This is a genomic window from Arcticibacter sp. (assembly GCF_053551015.1).
In genome coordinates, this window is record NZ_JBMQOB010000006.1 from 137,248 (window position 1) to 154,748 (window position 17,501).

The 17,501-nt window shown below is 47.5% G+C and carries 12 protein-coding genes; 8 read left to right on the plus strand and 4 right to left on the minus strand.

What is annotated here, in order from left to right; all coding sequences use genetic code 11:
- Positions 1–38 precede the first annotated feature (38 nt).
- The 6 genes from ACO1NU_RS02745 to ACO1NU_RS02770 are packed head-to-tail and all read left to right on the plus strand — an operon-like array spanning position 39 to position 10,717.
- Positions 39–1,892 (plus strand): glycoside hydrolase family 13 protein, encoded by a 1,854-nt coding sequence (locus ACO1NU_RS02745; protein ID WP_448816923.1) that lies wholly within the window; start codon positions 39–41, stop codon positions 1,890–1,892.
- Between the two features lies 1 nt (position 1,893).
- Positions 1,894–2,544 (plus strand): beta-phosphoglucomutase, encoded by a 651-nt coding sequence (gene pgmB / locus ACO1NU_RS02750; protein ID WP_448816924.1) that lies wholly within the window; start codon positions 1,894–1,896, stop codon positions 2,542–2,544.
- 33 nt (positions 2,545–2,577) lie between these two features.
- Entirely contained in the window at positions 2,578–4,896 is a 2,319-nt protein-coding gene (locus ACO1NU_RS02755; RefSeq protein ID WP_448816925.1) for a glycoside hydrolase family 65 protein, read from the plus strand.
- A 29-nt stretch (positions 4,897–4,925) separates the two neighbouring features.
- On the plus strand, positions 4,926–6,734 hold the full coding sequence (locus ACO1NU_RS02760; protein WP_448816926.1) for an alpha-amylase family glycosyl hydrolase: 1,809 nt from the start codon (positions 4,926–4,928) through the stop codon (positions 6,732–6,734).
- 17 nt (positions 6,735–6,751) lie between these two features.
- Positions 6,752–8,101 (plus strand): MFS transporter, encoded by a 1,350-nt coding sequence (locus ACO1NU_RS02765; RefSeq protein WP_448816927.1) that lies wholly within the window; start codon positions 6,752–6,754, stop codon positions 8,099–8,101.
- A gap of 30 nt (positions 8,102–8,131) precedes the next feature.
- Positions 8,132–10,717 (plus strand): DUF4961 domain-containing protein, encoded by a 2,586-nt coding sequence (locus ACO1NU_RS02770; protein WP_448816928.1) that lies wholly within the window; start codon positions 8,132–8,134, stop codon positions 10,715–10,717.
- 89 nt (positions 10,718–10,806) lie between these two features.
- On the opposite strand, the gene ychF is transcribed toward ACO1NU_RS02770, so the two are convergent.
- The 4 genes from ychF to ACO1NU_RS02790 all read right to left on the minus strand — a co-directional run bounded on the left by ychF (position 10,807) and on the right by ACO1NU_RS02790 (position 15,158).
- Positions 10,807–11,907 carry a redox-regulated ATPase YchF gene (ychF, locus tag ACO1NU_RS02775; protein WP_448816929.1) on the minus strand — a complete coding sequence of 367 codons (1,101 nt, stop codon included), beginning with the start codon at positions 11,905–11,907 and terminating at the stop codon, positions 10,807–10,809.
- Between the two features lie 40 nt (positions 11,908–11,947).
- Complete coding sequence (gene speB / locus ACO1NU_RS02780; RefSeq protein ID WP_448816930.1) at positions 11,948–12,832, minus strand: agmatinase; 885 nt, start codon at positions 12,830–12,832, stop codon at positions 11,948–11,950.
- Between the two features lie 130 nt (positions 12,833–12,962).
- Entirely contained in the window at positions 12,963–13,286 is a 324-nt protein-coding gene (locus tag ACO1NU_RS02785) for a DUF3276 family protein (protein ID WP_448816931.1), read from the minus strand.
- 78 nt (positions 13,287–13,364) lie between these two features.
- Complete coding sequence (locus tag ACO1NU_RS02790) at positions 13,365–15,158, minus strand: ABC transporter ATP-binding protein (protein ID WP_448816949.1); 1,794 nt, start codon at positions 15,156–15,158, stop codon at positions 13,365–13,367.
- Positions 15,159–15,394: 236 nt separating this feature from the next.
- Here ACO1NU_RS02790 and ACO1NU_RS02795 point away from each other — a divergent pair, with 236 nt between their 5' ends.
- Together ACO1NU_RS02795 and nusB are read left to right on the plus strand one after the other, a co-directional pair.
- Entirely contained in the window at positions 15,395–16,483 is a 1,089-nt protein-coding gene (locus ACO1NU_RS02795) for a Glu/Leu/Phe/Val family dehydrogenase (RefSeq protein WP_448816932.1), read from the plus strand.
- 69 nt (positions 16,484–16,552) lie between these two features.
- Entirely contained in the window at positions 16,553–17,500 is a 948-nt protein-coding gene (gene nusB, locus ACO1NU_RS02800) for a transcription antitermination factor NusB (RefSeq protein ID WP_448816933.1), read from the plus strand.
- Position 17,501 lies beyond the last annotated feature (1 nt).

Consider the following 17,501-nt stretch of genomic DNA (forward strand, 5'->3'; position numbering starts at 1 on the left):
CTGAGTCTGCCATTGTGATACCAATAAACACTTAAGGAATGAAATTGAATTTTACTCTAGGCCTCGTTTGTCTGTTCTTGCATATTACGGCAATTGCTCAGGTGCCAGCGCTCGAAAGAGTGGAACCTGCCTTCTGGTGGGTGGGAATGAACAACCCGAAACTGCAGTTGGTTGTTCATGGAAACAACATTACTTCCCGCGAAGTGAAGCTGAACTATGCCGGCGTATCGCTCGCAGAGGTTCACAAGGTGGAGAACCCTAACTATCTGTTTATCGACCTGATGGTTTCAGCAGATGCCAGACCCGGTAAATTCAACATTGAATTCCTTTCGAAGAACCAGAAGAAACTGAGCTACGCATATGAGCTGAAAGCTCGTGATAAGTCGCCTAACCGGATCATGGGGGTGACGAACAAAGACTTTATATACCTCATCATGCCCGACCGCTTCGCCAATGGCGACAAGCGTAACGACGTGATCAAGGGTATGCAGGAAACTGCTTTAAACCGTGATTCCATGTATTACAGACATGGAGGAGATATACAGGGGATCATTAATCAACTCGACTATCTGGAAGATATGGGCGTTACAGCCTTGTGGCTGAATCCTGTTCTGGAAAACGATCAGCCTAAAACATCTTATCACGGATATGCCAATACAGAGAACTATAAAATAGATCCTCGCTTTGGTGATAACGCACTTTACAAGAAACTGGTGGACGAATCTCATGCACGTGGCATGAAGGTGATCAAAGATTTGGTACACAACCACTTTGGTAGTCAGCACTGGATCTTAAAAGATATGCCAACAAAAGACTGGGTCCATAACTGGCCTGAGTTCACCAAATCTTCTTTCAAAGATCAGGTGCTGTTTGATCCTTATGCATCAGAAGAAGATCGTAAGATCATGACCGATGGTTGGTTCGACGGTCATATGCCTGACCTGAATCAAAAGAATCCTTTCGTTAAGAACTACCTGACCCAGAGCCATATCTGGTGGATTGAATACGCTGGTCTGGACGGCTTCCGTCTGGATACATACGCCTACAACGATCCGGAGTTTATGGCAGAATGGGGCAAACAGATCAAGGCAGAGTACCCACGATTCACGTTTTTCGCCGAAACATGGGTGCATGGTATCCCTAATCAGGCATTTTTCACACAAGGAAACACCGTCAACAGAGGCTTTGACACTGAACTTCCCGGTGTGACTGACTTTCAAACCCTGTGGGGCATCAACGAGACCCTCAACGGGAAGTTTGGATGGAACGATGGTGTAAATAAGTTGTACACCACGCTGGCGAGCGACTTTATGTATCAGGATGCCACCCGGAACGTTGTGTTCCTGGATAATCACGATCTGAGCAGATTCTACTCTGTAATCGGCGAAGACTTCGATGACTATAAATCAGGTATCGCCTGGTTGCTGACCACCAGAGGAATCCCGCAGTTATACTACGGAACGGAAATTCTGATGAAGAATTTCTCGAACCCCGACGGTCTGGTTCGTGAGGACTTCAAAGGAGGCTGGGCTGGAGATAAAGAGAACAAGTTTAAGGCTCAGGGTCGCACGGCAAAAGAGAATGAAGCCTTCAACTTTGTCCGTACACTTGCCCGGTACCGCAAGAGCAACGAGGTGTTGCAAACCGGTAAAATGATGCAGTATGTGCCTGAAAATGGCATCTACGTGTATTTCCGGTACAACGCAGATAAGACCGTAATGGTCATCATGAACACCAATGAAACCGCTTCCGAGCTTCCGTTAAAGCGCTTTCATGAGCGGACCAAGGGCTTTTCAAAAGCCCTTAACGTGGTCTCTCAAGAGAAAATAAATTCATTGCAAACAATAAATATTCCGGCAAAGACCACATGGGTGCTGGAGTTACAGAAATAAAATGTCACAGATAAGAGCTTGTATATTCGACCTGGATGGTGTAATTGTTGATACCGCCGTATACCATTACCGCGCGTGGAAGCGCCTGGCTAATGAACTCGGCTTCGACTTTACTGAAGAAGATAATGAAAAATTGAAGGGGATAAGCCGCGTACAGTCGCTGGAGCTTATCCTGGGTTGGGGTGGAGTGGAGAAGACACCTGCTGAGAAACTTGAGCTGGCCACCCGAAAAAATACATGGTACGTGGAGATGATTCAGGAGATGACACCTGAAGAGATCTTACCTGGTGCGAAGGAATTCCTGGAAGCTGTAAGAGCAGCCGGACTGAAGTCTGCACTTGGTTCCGCCAGTAAGAACTCAGGCCTGATACTTGAACGTACCGGCTTGCTGCAGCTGTTCGATGTTATCGTCGACGGTAATGTTGTCTCTGCATCGAAGCCTGATCCGGAGGTGTTCCTGAAAGGTGCCGAGGCGCTGCAAATACCTCCCAGCCAATGTGTCGTGTTTGAAGATGCGGTTGCCGGAGTGGAAGCAGCCCGTGCCGGTGGAATGAAGGTCGTAGGTATCGGAACCCCCGAAATTTTAGGTGATGCTGATGTGGTTGTAAGCGGACTTGCGGCCTTTCGTGTAGATATGTTAGACGCTTTGTAGTCTGTTTTAGCTGAACAATTTTTACTGTATAAAATGAAAAAGTATATCGTTGCTGACGAGTGGAATATCATAGAGGAAGGTTTTGATCCTCATCTCAACAAAATATCAGAGAGTATTTTCAGCCTGGGTAACGGGCGCATGGGCCAGAGAGCAAATTTTGAAGAACACTACTCCGGTGAAACCCTGCAGGGTAATTATGTTGCCGGGATCTATTATCCCGACAAGACCCGCGTAGGATGGTGGAAGAACGGCTATCCGGAGTATTTCGCCAAGGTTTTGAATGCTGCCAACTGGATAGGTATTGATATTAAGGTCGGAGAAGAAACACTCGATCTTTATACCTGTGAAGTCTCCGATTTCAGGCGGGTATTGAATATGAAAGAAGGGTATCTGGAGCGCAGCTTTACTGCTAAGCTTCAAAGCGGCAAAACGCTCAGCGTCTATGCAAAGCGCTTCTGCAGCATTGTAGACGATGAGGCTGCTGCTATTCAGTACTCCGTTACTGCCCTAAACTTTGATGATGTACTGACTATCACTCCATACATTGACGGCGACGTGCTTAATCAGGATTCCAACTATGAGGAGAAATTCTGGGATGAAGTGTACAAGGAAGTTAACGGTCAGGATGCTTATCTGACGCTTCGTACCAAGAAGACGGCTTTTGACGTGTGCACCGCCAGCCGCTTCACCGTCGATACCGATCAAAGCTTCGACGTCGAAGAGTTGAGCAGGGAGAAATATGTGGGCGCGCGTTTCCGGATCCGGATTCTCGCAGGGCAGCAAATCAACCTGTATAAATATGCGGTAAACCTCTCTTCAGAGAACTATGCCAAAGAAGATTTGCTGCAGGCCAGTAAGAACCTGTTGAGCCGGGTGGCTGAAAAGGGCTTTGATACGATGCTCAATGAGCAGGCTGCTGCATGGGCAGAGAAGTGGAAAGAAAGCGATATCATCATCGAAGGTGATGTAGAAGCACAGCAGGGCATCCGTTTCAATATCTTCCAGCTGAACCAGACCTATACAGGTGAAGACGAACGTCTGAACATCGGTCCGAAAGGATTTACCGGCGAGAAATACGGAGGTTCCACCTATTGGGATACCGAAGCGTACTGCGTGCCGTTTTACCTGGCAACTGCTTCACCTGAGGTGACTCGCAAACTTCTGATCTATCGCCATAAGCATCTGCAGAAAGCAATTGAGAATGCTCAGAAACTCGGTTTTAAGGACGGTGCGGCGCTGTATCCGATGGTAACCATCAACGGGGAAGAATGCCACAATGAGTGGGAGATCACGTTTGAAGAGATCCACCGTAACGGGGCTATCGCATTTGCTATTTATAACTATATCCGCTATACCGGCGACAAGAAATACCTGAGTGAATACGGTCTCGAGGTATTGGTAGGCATTGCCCGCTTCTGGAGCCAGCGTGTGAACTGGAGCGAGGACAAGAAGCAGTACGTCATGCTGGGTGTAACCGGTCCAAACGAATACGAGAACAACGTCAACAACAACTGGTACACCAGTACCATGGCTTGCTGGTGTATGAAGTACGCCATTGAGGCGCTGGAATATGTTAGCAGAAACCACCCTGAGCGCTACGCAGAACTGACTTCAGCCATGTCGTTTGATGCACACAAAGAAGTGCAGGCATGGCAGCATATCGTCGACAATATGTATTACCCACAGGATGAGAAGCTCGGTGTGTTCCTGCAACAGGACGGCTTCCTCGACAAGGAGCTAAAACCGGTAAGTCAGCTTGATCCTGCAGACAGGCCTTTGAATCAGAAGTGGAGCTGGGATCGCATCCTGCGTTCTGTCTACATCAAACAGGCAGACGTGCTTCAGGGCCTATACCTGCTAGAAGATCAGTTTGATGAAGAGACCATTCGCAGGAACTTCGATTTCTACGAGCCCTTCACCGTGCATGAAAGTTCACTTTCACCATGCGTTCACGCTATCCTGGCAGCTAAACTAGGCGATCAGAAACGTGCCTATGAGTTTTACCTCCGTACATCACGTCTGGATCTTGACGATTACAATAACGATACGGAAGACGGACTTCACATCACATCTATGGCAGGTACATGGATGAGCGTTGTGGAAGGATTCGCAGGAATGCGCGTCCGCGATGATCAGTTGCATTTCAATCCATTCCTTCCTGAGAAATGGGAGTCATTCTCCTTCAACATCTTCTTTAGGGAATCGGTTATCAACATCAGTGTGGATAAGGAAGGCGCTTGTTTGAACAACCGGTCTGAAAAAGACATTACTGTTTACCTCTTTGGAAAACCTGTTGTTCTCGAGGGACAAAGTAATGTGAAAGTTAACAATCATTGCGCTGAATACCAGTAAATTTATAGCAGCACTCAATCAAAGTATAGATGAAAATTCGCTTTTTAATTGCCCTGATCGCAGCCGTTGCCTGGATATCTTGTGGAAACCGCAGCAAGAAGTCCGCACAAACAACAACTGACTCGCTGAACGCGACCGACAGCTCATCCAACAAGATCAATATTTATCAGATCATGGTGCGCCTGTTTGGAAACAAGAACACGACCAACAAGTTCTATGGTTCCAGAGATGAGAATGGTGTTGGGAAGTTCAGCGACATCAACGACAGGGCTTTAGAAGAGCTCAGGAAGATGAGTATCACACACGTGTGGTACACTGGAGTGATTGAGCATGCTACAATGACCGACTACTCGGCCGAGGGTATTAAGGTAGACGATCCGGATATTGTAAAAGGAAGGGCAGGTTCCCCCTACGCGATCAAGGACTACTACGATGTAAACCCTGATCTGGCCGTAGACGTCAAGAATCGGATGAGCGAATTTGAATCACTCGTTGGAAGAACACACCGGCACGGCCTCAAGGTCATTATCGATTTTGTTCCCAACCATGTGGCTCGTACCTATGCTTCAGATGCCAAACCTGCAGGAGTAGAAGATTTCGGAGAGAAAGACGATGTAACAAAGGCATTTTCTCCCATGAACGATTTCTACTACATACCCGGAAAGCCCTTTGTTGTGCCTGCGGGCACGGACGCCGGGGGAAAAGACTTCAAAAGTCCGCGTAAAGACATGAAGTTTGATGAGAACCCTGCCAAGGCTACCGGAAACAATGTATTTTCGGCAAGTCCCAGCCTGAATGACTGGTCTGAAACGATCAAGCTGAACTATGGTGTCGACTACCAGAACAAGGAAAAAACGCATTTTGATCCCATTCCACCCGTTTGGAATAAAATGAAAGACATCCTGAGTTTCTGGGCAAAGAAGAACGTCGACGGTTTCCGTTGTGATATGGCAGAAATGGTTCCCGTTGAGTTCTGGGCCTGGGTCATTCCGCAAATCAAGGAGATCAATCCAGAGATCCGCTTTATCGCCGAGATCTACAATCCCAAGCAATATGAGAAATATATCCGCGAAGGCAAGTTCGATTACCTGTATGATAAAGTGGGTCTGTACGACGGCATTAAGCGTCTGATCAGGAACGAGCCCACAGCAGATGTGAAAGACATCAGCCATGTGGTCCAGGTGGAAAGCAAAAATTTCTCCAGCCATATGCTGCGCTTCCTGGAAAACCATGACGAAGAGCGCATAGCGTCTAAAGGCTTCGCCGGAAACCCTGCTTATGCAAAACCCGGCATGGTCGTATCAGCAACGCTGTCGGGTGGGCCTGTCATGGTCTACTTCGGTCAGGAAGTAGCTGAACCGGGAAAAGGGGTAGAAGGCTTCGGGGGAGACGACAACCGCACCACGATCTTCGACTATTGGGGAGTACCTGAACATCAGAAATGGATGAACAACGGTGCGTTTGATGGTGCTCAGCTAAGCACAGAGCAACGCCAGCTGCGTAAATTCTATTCGGATCTGCTGCGTATATCAAAAGACACCGAATCTATTGTCAGCGGAGCTTTCAAAGAGCTGAACGGTCAACCGGAATTTAACAATCGCATGTATGCCTTCGTACGCTATACCGAAAAGGAGCGCGTACTCGTAGTGGCAAACTTCGACAGGTCAAAAACCTTGAAAACCAACATCAAGCTTCCAAAAGATCTTCTTGCGGGAGTGAAGAAAGGACAGATTAACATACAGGATCTTCTGAATGGGGAGAGCTTCAGTGCAGATCCGGCATCCGGCGGAATCCCCGTAAATCTGGGACGGTCTGATGCCCTTGTATACAAGTTTTAAACAACCAAAACCAAATTATGAGTACTGTTATTGAAAAGCCAAAGCTGTCTTTCTGGCAAATTTGGAACATGAGCTTCGGCTTCTTCGGAATCCAGTTCGGATTTGCTCTTCAGAACGGAAACGCCTCGCGTATCCTGCAGACTTTTGGTGCAGATGTTGAACATCTGTCACTCTTCTGGCTGGCAGCACCTATCACCGGGATGATCATACAGCCCATTATCGGGCATTATAGTGACCGTACCTGGACCCGTTTGGGCAGAAGGCGGCCCTACTTTCTTACGGGGGCGATCCTGGCGGCGCTGGCATTGATCTTTATGCCCAATGCGGCAATGCTTGCCTATCTGCTTCCTCCGATCATGGTTGGAGCGGGAATCCTGATGATCATGGATGCGTCTTTCAACGTGGCCATGGAGCCTTTCAGAGCCCTCGTCGCAGATAATCTTCCCAGCAGTCAGCACAGCGTTGGCTTCTCTGTTCAGACTTTTCTTATCGGTGCAGGTGCCGTTATCGGCTCCTGGCTCCCCTATATATTTTCAGAATACCTGGGTGTGTCTAAGGTTGCCAGCGAGGGTCATGTACCCGACAATGTGATCTATTCTTTCTACGTAGGTGCAGCCACCTTGCTTGCTACGCTGTTGTGGACCGTTTTTACCACAAAGGAATACTCTCCGGAGGAGCACGCCCGCTTCCAGTCACAGGAACCGGCAGCGGAAGAACAGAAAGGCATTCTGAACATCTTCACAGATTTCTCCAACATGCCTAAAACCATGAAACAGCTCGGACTCGTGCAGTTCTTCTCCTGGTTCGCCCTTTTCTCTATGTGGGTGTTTTCCACGCCTGCTATCGCACAGCATGTTTACAAGGTATTGCCCGGCGACACGTCTTCTACGCAGTATGCAGACGCAGCCAATTGGGTAGGTATCCTCTTCGGGATCTATAATGGCGTGTCGGCTATTTACGCGCTGTGTCTTCCTGCGATAGCACGGATGACCAGTCGTAAGATCGCACACGCTTTCTCCTTATGTGCAGGAGGGGCGGGACTGCTGTCCATTTATTATATTGAAGATCCGCAGCTCCTCATCTTTTCCATGATCGGTATCGGTCTGGCCTGGGGTAGTATCCTGGCGATGCCGTACGCAATCCTGTCGAGCTCCATACCAGCAAGAAAGATGGGTGTGTACATGGGGATTTTTAACTTCTTCATCACTTTTCCACAAATTGTGAATGGATTCTTCGGAGGAATGATCTTAAAGCAACTCTTCGGTGGTCAGGCCATTTATGCGCTGGTTATGGCCGGCGTGCTGATGTTCCTTGCAGCTCTTTCTGTCTTGTATGTGCAGGACCAGGGTGAGCAGGACCGCGGTTGATCCTTCAATGATACATAACTAACCATACCTATGAAAAATTTTATACTCTACATGCTGGTGCCGCTGTTTATTCTGTCGGCCTGCAAGAAAAAGGACATCGACGATCCTGAAATACCGGTTATAGAAGCATCCGGGGGACTCATTACCTGGTCCCCCGATTTTCCCAACAGCGAAGACGCGCTTACCATCACCTTCGATGCCACCAAGGGCAACGGCGGTCTGAAAGATGTATCCGGAAATATCTATATGCATGCCGGTGTTATCACCGATAAAAGCACCGGGAGCTCAGACTGGAAGTATGTAAAAAGCAGCTCTTTCAATACGCCTGATCCGGCGGTTGTGATGACGCCCCTCGGCAATAATCTGTTTAAGATCAGCCTCAGTCCGCGGTCCTTTTTTCAGGTGCCGGCAGCAGAAAAGATCCTGAAAATTGCGTTGCTCTTCAGAAATGCCGATGGCAGCAAAGTAGCGCGTAATACGGATAATAGTGATATCTACCTGCCCATCACGCAGGCAGGAGCAATCGACGTCCGCTTCGTTAATCCCGAGTTTTCGCCCACCTACGTACCTACGGCAGCAGTTCAGGTGAAAACAAGCGGAGAGGAATTGAAAATCTCTGCCCGTGCCTCCCGTGCCTCTAACCTTACTTTGTATCTGAATGGTACAGAGATTGCCACTGCCTCCAATACAAGCGCTATAAGTGCCAGTACAAAGGTGCAGGGCACCGGTACACAGGTTGTCAAAGTGGTGGCTACGAGTGCGGGTGCTACAGCCGAGTCATCCTTCAGCTTCACCGTAAACGGCAATGTTGAGGTTGCTGAGCTACCTTCAGGAGCCAAAGAAGGCGTCACCTTCATCAACAACGGGCGTTCGGCCATCTTCCATCTGTATGCGCCTGGTAAGCAGTTTGCCTATGTGGCAGGCGATTTTAACGACTGGAAGCCTGAGGCTGCGCAGTATATGAAGAAGACACCCGACGGGAAAAGCTGGTGGGTTCAGGTTGATAACCTCGATCCAGCAAAGGAGTATGCCTACCAGTACTGGGTAGATGGAACGCTTAAAGTGGCCGATCCGTATAGCGAGAAGATCCTCGATCCCTCAAATGATACCTACATACCTTCCTCGGTATACCCCAATTTGAAAGCATATCCCCAGGGAAAGACCACTGGTAACGTCAGCGTCATTCATGCACAAAGCCCGAAATACAGCTGGAAGAACAATACCTTCCGGCGGCCCGACACCAAAGATCTGGTGATCTATGAGTTGCACCTCCGTGATTTTGTGGGCACCCATAACTACAGCACCTTAACAGATACGCTGAATTACCTCAGCAGGCTTGGCGTGAATGCCATCGAGCTCATGCCGGTGAAGGAATTCGAAGGCAACTCCAGCTGGGGATATAATCCCTCTTTCTTCTTTGCGGCAGATAAATATTACGGCACCAAGGCAGCCCTGCAGCAGCTTATTGATGAGTGTCATTCACGCGGAATAGCCGTGATCCTGGATATGGTGCTCAACCATGCTTTTGGTCAGTCGCCCATGGTGCAGCTATACTTCAATCAGGGTGCGGGTAAGCCTGCCACCAACAGCCCCTGGTTCAATGCCGATCCTACTCACCCCTACAATGTGGGATATGATTTCAACCATGAGAGCCCCGATACCAAACGCTTTGTTAAAAACGTCCTGAAGTTCTGGATGGAGGAGTATAAAGTAGATGGCTTCCGCTTCGATCTGTCGAAAGGCTTCACCCAGAAGAACTCCGGAACCTCTGATGTGGCGGTAAACGCCTGGAGTGCCTATGACGCGAGCCGCGTGCAGATCTGGAAGGATTATAACTCCTATATCAGATCCATCGATCCCGAATTCTACGTCATTCTGGAGCACTTTGCAGCCGACCAGGAGGAGAAAGAACTCAGCGACGAAGGCATGATGTTCTGGAATAACCTGAACCACTCCTATAATGAAGGAACGATGGGTTATGTGAACAACTCTGACCTGTCGCGTGCCTTTTACGATAAGCACGGCTTTACGAAGCCTTATAACCTCATCACCTACATGGAAAGTCATGATGAGGAGCGCCTGATGTTCAAGAACCTGCAATACGGTGCTGTTTCAGGTAACTATAGTGTAAAAGATCTCCCTACAGCCCTGAAGAGACAGGAGCTTGCTGCGGCCTTCTTCTTTACCATCCCGGGTCCCAAGATGATCTGGCAGTTCGGAGAGCTCGGCTACGATAAATCGATCGAGGAAAACGGACGGACAGGGGAGAAGCCCATCCTATGGCAGTACAACAGCGATTCACGCCGGAAAGCCCTCTACAACGTATATGCACGTCTTATCAGCCTGAAGAAGAACAATGCTGTATTTGCGTCTACAGACTTTCAGTATAACCTCACAGGTGGCATCAAGACGATCACCTTGAAAAGCGCGTCTATGAACGTGGTTGTTGTGGGTAACTTCGAAGTGACAGCCAAACAGGCCAGTGTGGCGTTCCCACAAGGCGGAACCTGGTATGATCACTTCAGCGGAACGACGACGACAGTCTCAGGAGGCTCGCTTACGCTCGATCTGCAACCAGGCGAATATCATATTTACAGCAGTGCGCCTTTAAAATAAGGGAATAATTTCCCGGTAGTGCACAAAAAAGAAAAGGCTTTAAGTTTCTGCAACTTAAAGCCTTTTCTGTATATCGGAGAAAAGGGAACTTACACGTTGAAACGGAAGTGCATGATGTCGCCGTCTGCAACAACATACGTCTTTCCTTCCACGCTCAGTTTACCAGCCTCTTTACAAGCTGCTTCAGAGCCATACTTGATGAAGTCTTCGTACTTGATCACTTCTGCACGGATAAAACCTTTTTCAAAGTCACTGTGAATCACCCCGGCAGCCTGAGGAGCTGTAAAGCCCAGTGTAATAGTCCACGCACGTACTTCCTGTACACCCGCTGTAAAATAGGTACCCAGGTTCAGCAGGCGGTAAGCCGCACGGATCAGCTGGCTGACACCCGACTCCTGTAAGCCCAGGTCATTCAGAAATTCCTGTCTTTCTTCATAGCTTTCCAGTTCCGCAATTTCTGATTCGATCTTTGCAGAGATGATCAGCACCTGTGCATTCTCTTCCTTCACTGCTTCCTTAACGCGATCTACATACGCATTTCCGTTTGTAACAGAGTTCTCATCCACATTACAAACGTACACTACAGGCTTTTCGGTCAGCAGGAACAGGTCTTCAATAAACACCCTGTCTTCTTCAGCAATCGGCGCGGTACGCACAGACTTGCCTGATTCAAGGTGTGCCTTTACGATATTGCAAACCTCATAAGCCTTCTTGGCATCCTTATCACCGCCGGTCTTCGCCATCTTTTCCACCTTCTGGATCTTTTTGCTCACGGCATCAAGATCTTTCAGCTGAAGCTCAGTATCGATAATCTCTTTGTCACGGATCGGGTCAACAGAGCCGTCCACGTGTATCACGTTACCATCATCAAAACAACGAAGTACGTGGATGATCGCATTAGTCGCACGAATATTTCCCAGGAACTGATTCCCAAGTCCTTCACCCTTACTTGCACCCTTAACCAGTCCCGCAATATCCACGATCTCGATCGTATTCGGAACCACCCGGTTAGGGTTAACCAGCTCGGCCAGTTTCGTCAGGCGCTCATCCGGAACCGTGATAACACCTACGTTAGGTTCTATCGTACAGAAAGGGAAGTTGGCTGCCTGTGCTTTAGCATTCGATAAACAATTAAAAAGGGTTGATTTTCCAACGTTGGGTAAACCAACGATTCCGCATTGTAAAGCCATTTATATGTGTAAGTTGAATTTTAAAACTATAATCTCAATTTTAAGGGGTATGAAAGCGGTAGCCCAGCAGCTTATAAGCCAGCTTGGCCAGCGTATATTCTGAAAGGATACTTCCTTCAACAGGCGCACATTCTACAATGTCAAAGCCTACTACATTCCGTTCCCGGCAAACCTGACGCAACAGATGCAGGGTTTCAGTCCAGAACAAACCATTTGGCTCGGCAGTACCGACAGCCGGCATAATAGATGGGTCGAAGCCATCCGCATCGATGGTGATATACACATCATTGTTCAGCGGGCCGATAATCTCATCCATCCACAGGGGATTGGTTCTGATCTGATGCGCGTAAAAGGTATGGATGTTTTCAGACGACTTGATCAGCTCGGCTTCTTCCTTTGCCTGCGCGCGGATCCCTGCCTGGCAGATCGTTAAACCCATATCATGGATGCGCGCCATGACGCAGGCATGCGATAGGGGGTTATCCTGATAGCTCTGACGCAGATCTGAGTGTGCATCGATCTGCAGAATACTTAAGTTCCGGTACTTTTTAACAAACGCCTTTACGATCCCATAAGTTACCGTATGTTCGGCACCCAGAGAAACCACAAACTTGTTATCTTTCAAAAGCCTGCTTGTCGACTCTTCGATCAGCCCTACAGCCTCTTCGTTGACAATGCCTTCAAAGTTCAGGGGCTCTTCCGTATGGATTCCCAGCTTCTCAACAATTTCGGTGTCGATTTCCTCATCATAGCACTCTACGAACTCTGATGCAGCAACAATAGCAGCAGGACCCTTTGCAGATCCGGCCACGTAAGATGAGGTATATTCGTAAGGCAATTGTTGAACCACCACCTTACTGGTATCGTAAGCGGTTAAAGCAGGATCAGTAAGTCCAAGGAAATGATTACCGGGTGTAGCCTTCATTGTTGAAAAATAAGGGCAAAGATATAAAATATCAATCAGGGTGGTCTGTAAAAAAGAGAAACCATACCGCATGCGGTATGGTTTCTCTTTTAAATCTTTTATGAAATGATTTTAACGACTATTGAGGTCGTTAAAAAGTAAAATCATCTTCAGCCTTAACGACTTCAGCAGGTTGTTCGCTGAACTCATATTTCTTTTCTATAACATCCTGGTGAGCTTTGATGTAGTCAACCGTGTCTTTCAGACCTTCAGCAAACTTCTCAAAATCTTCTTTGTACAGAAAGATCTTGTGTTTAACAAAAACCCCGTCCTCCAGACGTTTTTTGCTCTCCGTAACCGTGATGTAGTAGTCATTTGAACGTGTTGACTTTACATCAAAAAAATAGGTACGTTTCCCGGCTCTTACTTTCTTCGAAAAAACCTCTTCTCTCTCTTTGTTTTCAAAATCTCCCATGTTATAGTTAAAGTTTGGTTGCGGTAAATATAACGTATAAATATTTAAAGATCAAAATACAATTTATTTCACACAAAGTCACTTATCTCCCTGTACCTGGTCTTCTAAAAGCTGTTTTTCGTAGAGATATTGGTACGGTCCGCCTTTCTTCAGCAGCTCTGTGTGATTTCCCTGCTCTACGATCTGTCCCGCGTCAAATACCAGGATTTTATCTGCATTCTTAATGGTCGATACGCGATGAGAAATTAAGATACTCGTCTTACCCTGTAAATTGCTTCCCAGATTTTTCAGGATTTCCTCTTCAGTCTTGGTGTCGATAGCAGAAAGGCAGTCGTCCATTACCAGAATCTGCGGAGATTTGATCAGTGCACGTGCAATTGAGACACGCTGCTTTTGTCCGCCCGACAAGGTCACGCCTCTTTCGCCCACCATGGTTTCGAAGTTATGTTCAAACTTCATGATGTTGGAGTACACCGCCGCGTCTTTCGCTGCCTGATGTACCTTTGGCATTTCCGTTGATGCTTCACCGAAAGCGATATTGTTCGCTATCGTATCTGAAAACAGGAATACTTCCTGCGGTACAAAGCCCGTTTGGCTTCTGTATTGACGAAGGTCAACCTCAGTCAGAGGCACGCCGTCAATCAGGATGCTGCCCTCGGTAGGGTCATACATTCGCATGATGAGGTTGGCTATGGTCGACTTCCCCGAACCGGTTCTGCCGGCAATAGCCACAAACTGTCCCGGTTCAATCGTGAACGAAACATTGTCCAGCGCTTTGATACCCGTATCCGGATACACGAACGTGACGTTGCGGAATTCAATTCGCCCCCTGATTTCCATCGGGGAGGAGGTCTTTGATTGTATGTCAGGCTGCGTTTGCAGGAATTCGTTAATTCGTTTTTGAGAGGCGGCAGCACGCTGAATGAGGGAAGTTACCCAGCCCAGTGACATGACCGGAAACATCAGCTGGTTTACATACACCACGAACTCGGCAATATTACCCGCAGAGATTTTGCCGTCCATCACCTCCAGACCACCAATATATACGGTTACGATAGTGCTGATGCCTATCAGGAGCAACAATACGGGGTAGAATATGGCTTGTACCTGCACCAGATCGAGCGAGGTCTTCTTATAGTGTTCGCTCTCTTGAGCAAATTTTTCGCGGATATCGTCTTCCCGTCCGTATGATTTGATTACCCGTATCCCAGAGAAATTTTCCTGAGCAAAGCCTGACAGTCGCGAAAGCTGTTTCTGAATCTGCTCGCTCCGGTCATTGATCATGGAGTGTACATAGTAGATGATCACCGCCATGAGCGGCAGCGGCAGCAGGCTGAAGAAGGCAAGCTTGACACTCACGTTCACCATAAATCCGATAATCAGCGCAAAAAGGACGATGGTGTTGAGACTGTACATGATGGCCGGTCCTACATACATACGGACGCGGCTGACATCTTCCGTCGCCCTGTTCATCAAATCGCCGGTATCGTTTCTTCTGTAGAAGCTCATGGAGAGTTCCTGATAATGGGCGTATATCTCGTTCTTCAGATCATATTCGATATGGCGGGACATCAGAATGATGGTTTGCCTCATGAAGAACAGGAACAGGCCGCGGAGCAGGGCAAGCACCAGCACCAGGGCACCGAAGAACAGAAGGCTTGAGCTGAATACTTCGTAAATGATCTGCTGGCGGTTAAATCCGTAGAACAGCCTGTACACGCCGATGTTCTCGCTCACCAGGTCAAAAGCGATCTGGATCACCCTCGCAGGCAATACACCGAAAATGTTCGAAATGATGACGAACAAGATCCCCGGAAGTAATCTCCAGCGGTATTTATAGAAGAACTTGTTTAGATAGGCCAGATGTTTCATATCCCGAAAGCAAAAGTACATAATTACCGGAGATCTGTTGCCCTCATGTTCTGCTCTGTTTGCTAACATGGGCAACAGCCGGGGCAGAGCAAAGAACGGCATGATCGGCCGGCTGAATGCTGATATGCCGGTACTCATCAGATAGCCCAGGCAGAGAAATATGCAAAGAAGCGATCCGAAACGGTGCTTTTCGCGAAAAAATTACTACTTTTGAGCCCTCATTCTGTCCATAAAATATGTCTTTAAAGTCGTTTGAAGAAGGTTCTGTTTTTAATCAACTAAGTAAATGTTCGCATCAGAACGTCGTGTTCTGCAGTGATGAAGATACGGGGTTAAAGGCGATCATTGCTATCCATGATACCACACTGGGCCCTGCATTGGGAGGTACCAGAATGTGGACTTACAGCACAGAGGCAGACGCATTGAGCGATGTGCTGAGGTTATCCAGGACGATGACTTACAAAGCGGCCATCAGCGGACTGAATCTGGGTGGTGGAAATGCAGTCATCATCGGTGACAGTTCAAAAGATAAAACAGAGGCTTTAATGCGTCGTTTCGGTCGTTTTATCAAAAACCTGAACGGCTCATTCATTACCGCAGAAGATTTGGGTACCAACACCCGTGATATGGAATACATCCGTATGGAAACCCAATATGTAACCGGCGTGCCGGAAACTCTGGGTGGAAGCGGAGATCCTTCGCCAATTGCGGCTAAGGGTGTACTAATGGGCATCAAGGCCTGTATCAAAGAACATTTCGGAAACGATAGCCTGGTTGGACGTTCTATCGCTGTTCAGGGTATCGGGCAGGTAGGCGAGAACCTGGTGCATTTACTTCGTGAAGAGAATGCCAAGGTATATGTGAGCGATATCAATGAAGATCGTCTTATGCGGGTAGCCGCTAAATACGGTGCGCAGGCCGTATCCAACAATAATCTGCTTGATCTGGAATTTGACGTTTATGCACCTTGTGCTATGGGTGGAACTATCAACTCGGAGACTATACCGAAAATGAAGTGTGCCATTGTTGCGGGTTCGGCAAATAACCAGCTGGCTGATGAGGATCTGCACGGAAAAATGCTGTTGGAGAAAGGGATACTTTACGCTCCTGATTATCTGATCAACGCAGGTGGAATGATCAACTGCTACTCTGAACTATCCGGCTACAGCCGTAAGCGGACCATGCAGCTGGCAGAGAATATTTATTCGGCAACCAGAAGTGTGCTTCAGAAATCAGTTCAGGATCATATCCCGGCAAACCGCGCGGCAGACATTATCGCCGAAACGCGTATTGCAGATATTAAAAGAATTAAAGGGTCTTACTAGTGTGCGCTTCGCTTAGGCGAACGTGAACTGGCAAGGCGGGTATATTTTATTACAAATCGTTCTTATAACATGTTAAACAGAAGGCAGCTTAGAGTTAAAGTATTACAGGTATTATATGCATACCAATGCTCAGAAGACAAAGTAGCAAAGGTTTTCGAGAAAAAATTATTAGAAAGCGTAGATGAGGTGTATGAAATGTATATCTACCTGCTTGGTTTACTCGTTGATGTTGCCGACTACGTACTGATCGACGCGAATGAGCGTGCTAACAAGCACCGTCCGTCGGAAGCCGATCTGAATGCCAATACCCGACTGAATACCAACAAATTTATTCAGTTGCTGCGTGAAAACCCGGCATATCAGGCCAATGCCAAGAAATATTCGCTGGCCTCAAGCCTCGATCTGGAGGTAACCAAACAGATTTTTAACATCCTGAAAGAATCTGAGACCTACCAGAACTATCTCGAGAGTGAAGACACTTCACTTCGTGCCGAGAAAGATATCATCAAATTCATTTACAAAAAGATTATCCGTGTAACCCCGGGGATTGAACAGACTTTTGAAGAAAAGTTCATCAACTGGCCTGTGGACAAAGAAGTACTGGAAGCGATGCTGGCCAAAACGTTCAGCAATTTCCAGAGCGAGGTTCCTACGGAGAATAAACTGGCACTCATCAGCTCTTCATGGTCTGAAGACAGGGATTTTATTATCGACCTGTTCTCCAGGGTGATCGCATTTGACGAGGAGTTTCAGCGTTTTATTTCTGATAAGACGAAGAATTGGGAGGCTGACCGTATCGCTATTATCGATATTCTGCTGATGAAGATGGCTATTGCCGAGCTGATTCACTTCCAGGGTATCCCGGTAAAAGTTACAATGAATGAGTACATTGAAATTGCAAAAGAGTTCAGTACGCCTAAAAGTAATTTGTTTATAAATGGTATTTTAGACAAAATTTTAGCTGACCTCAAGGCTGCGGGTAAAATCCGCAAAACAGGCCGGGGTTTAATTGAATAAA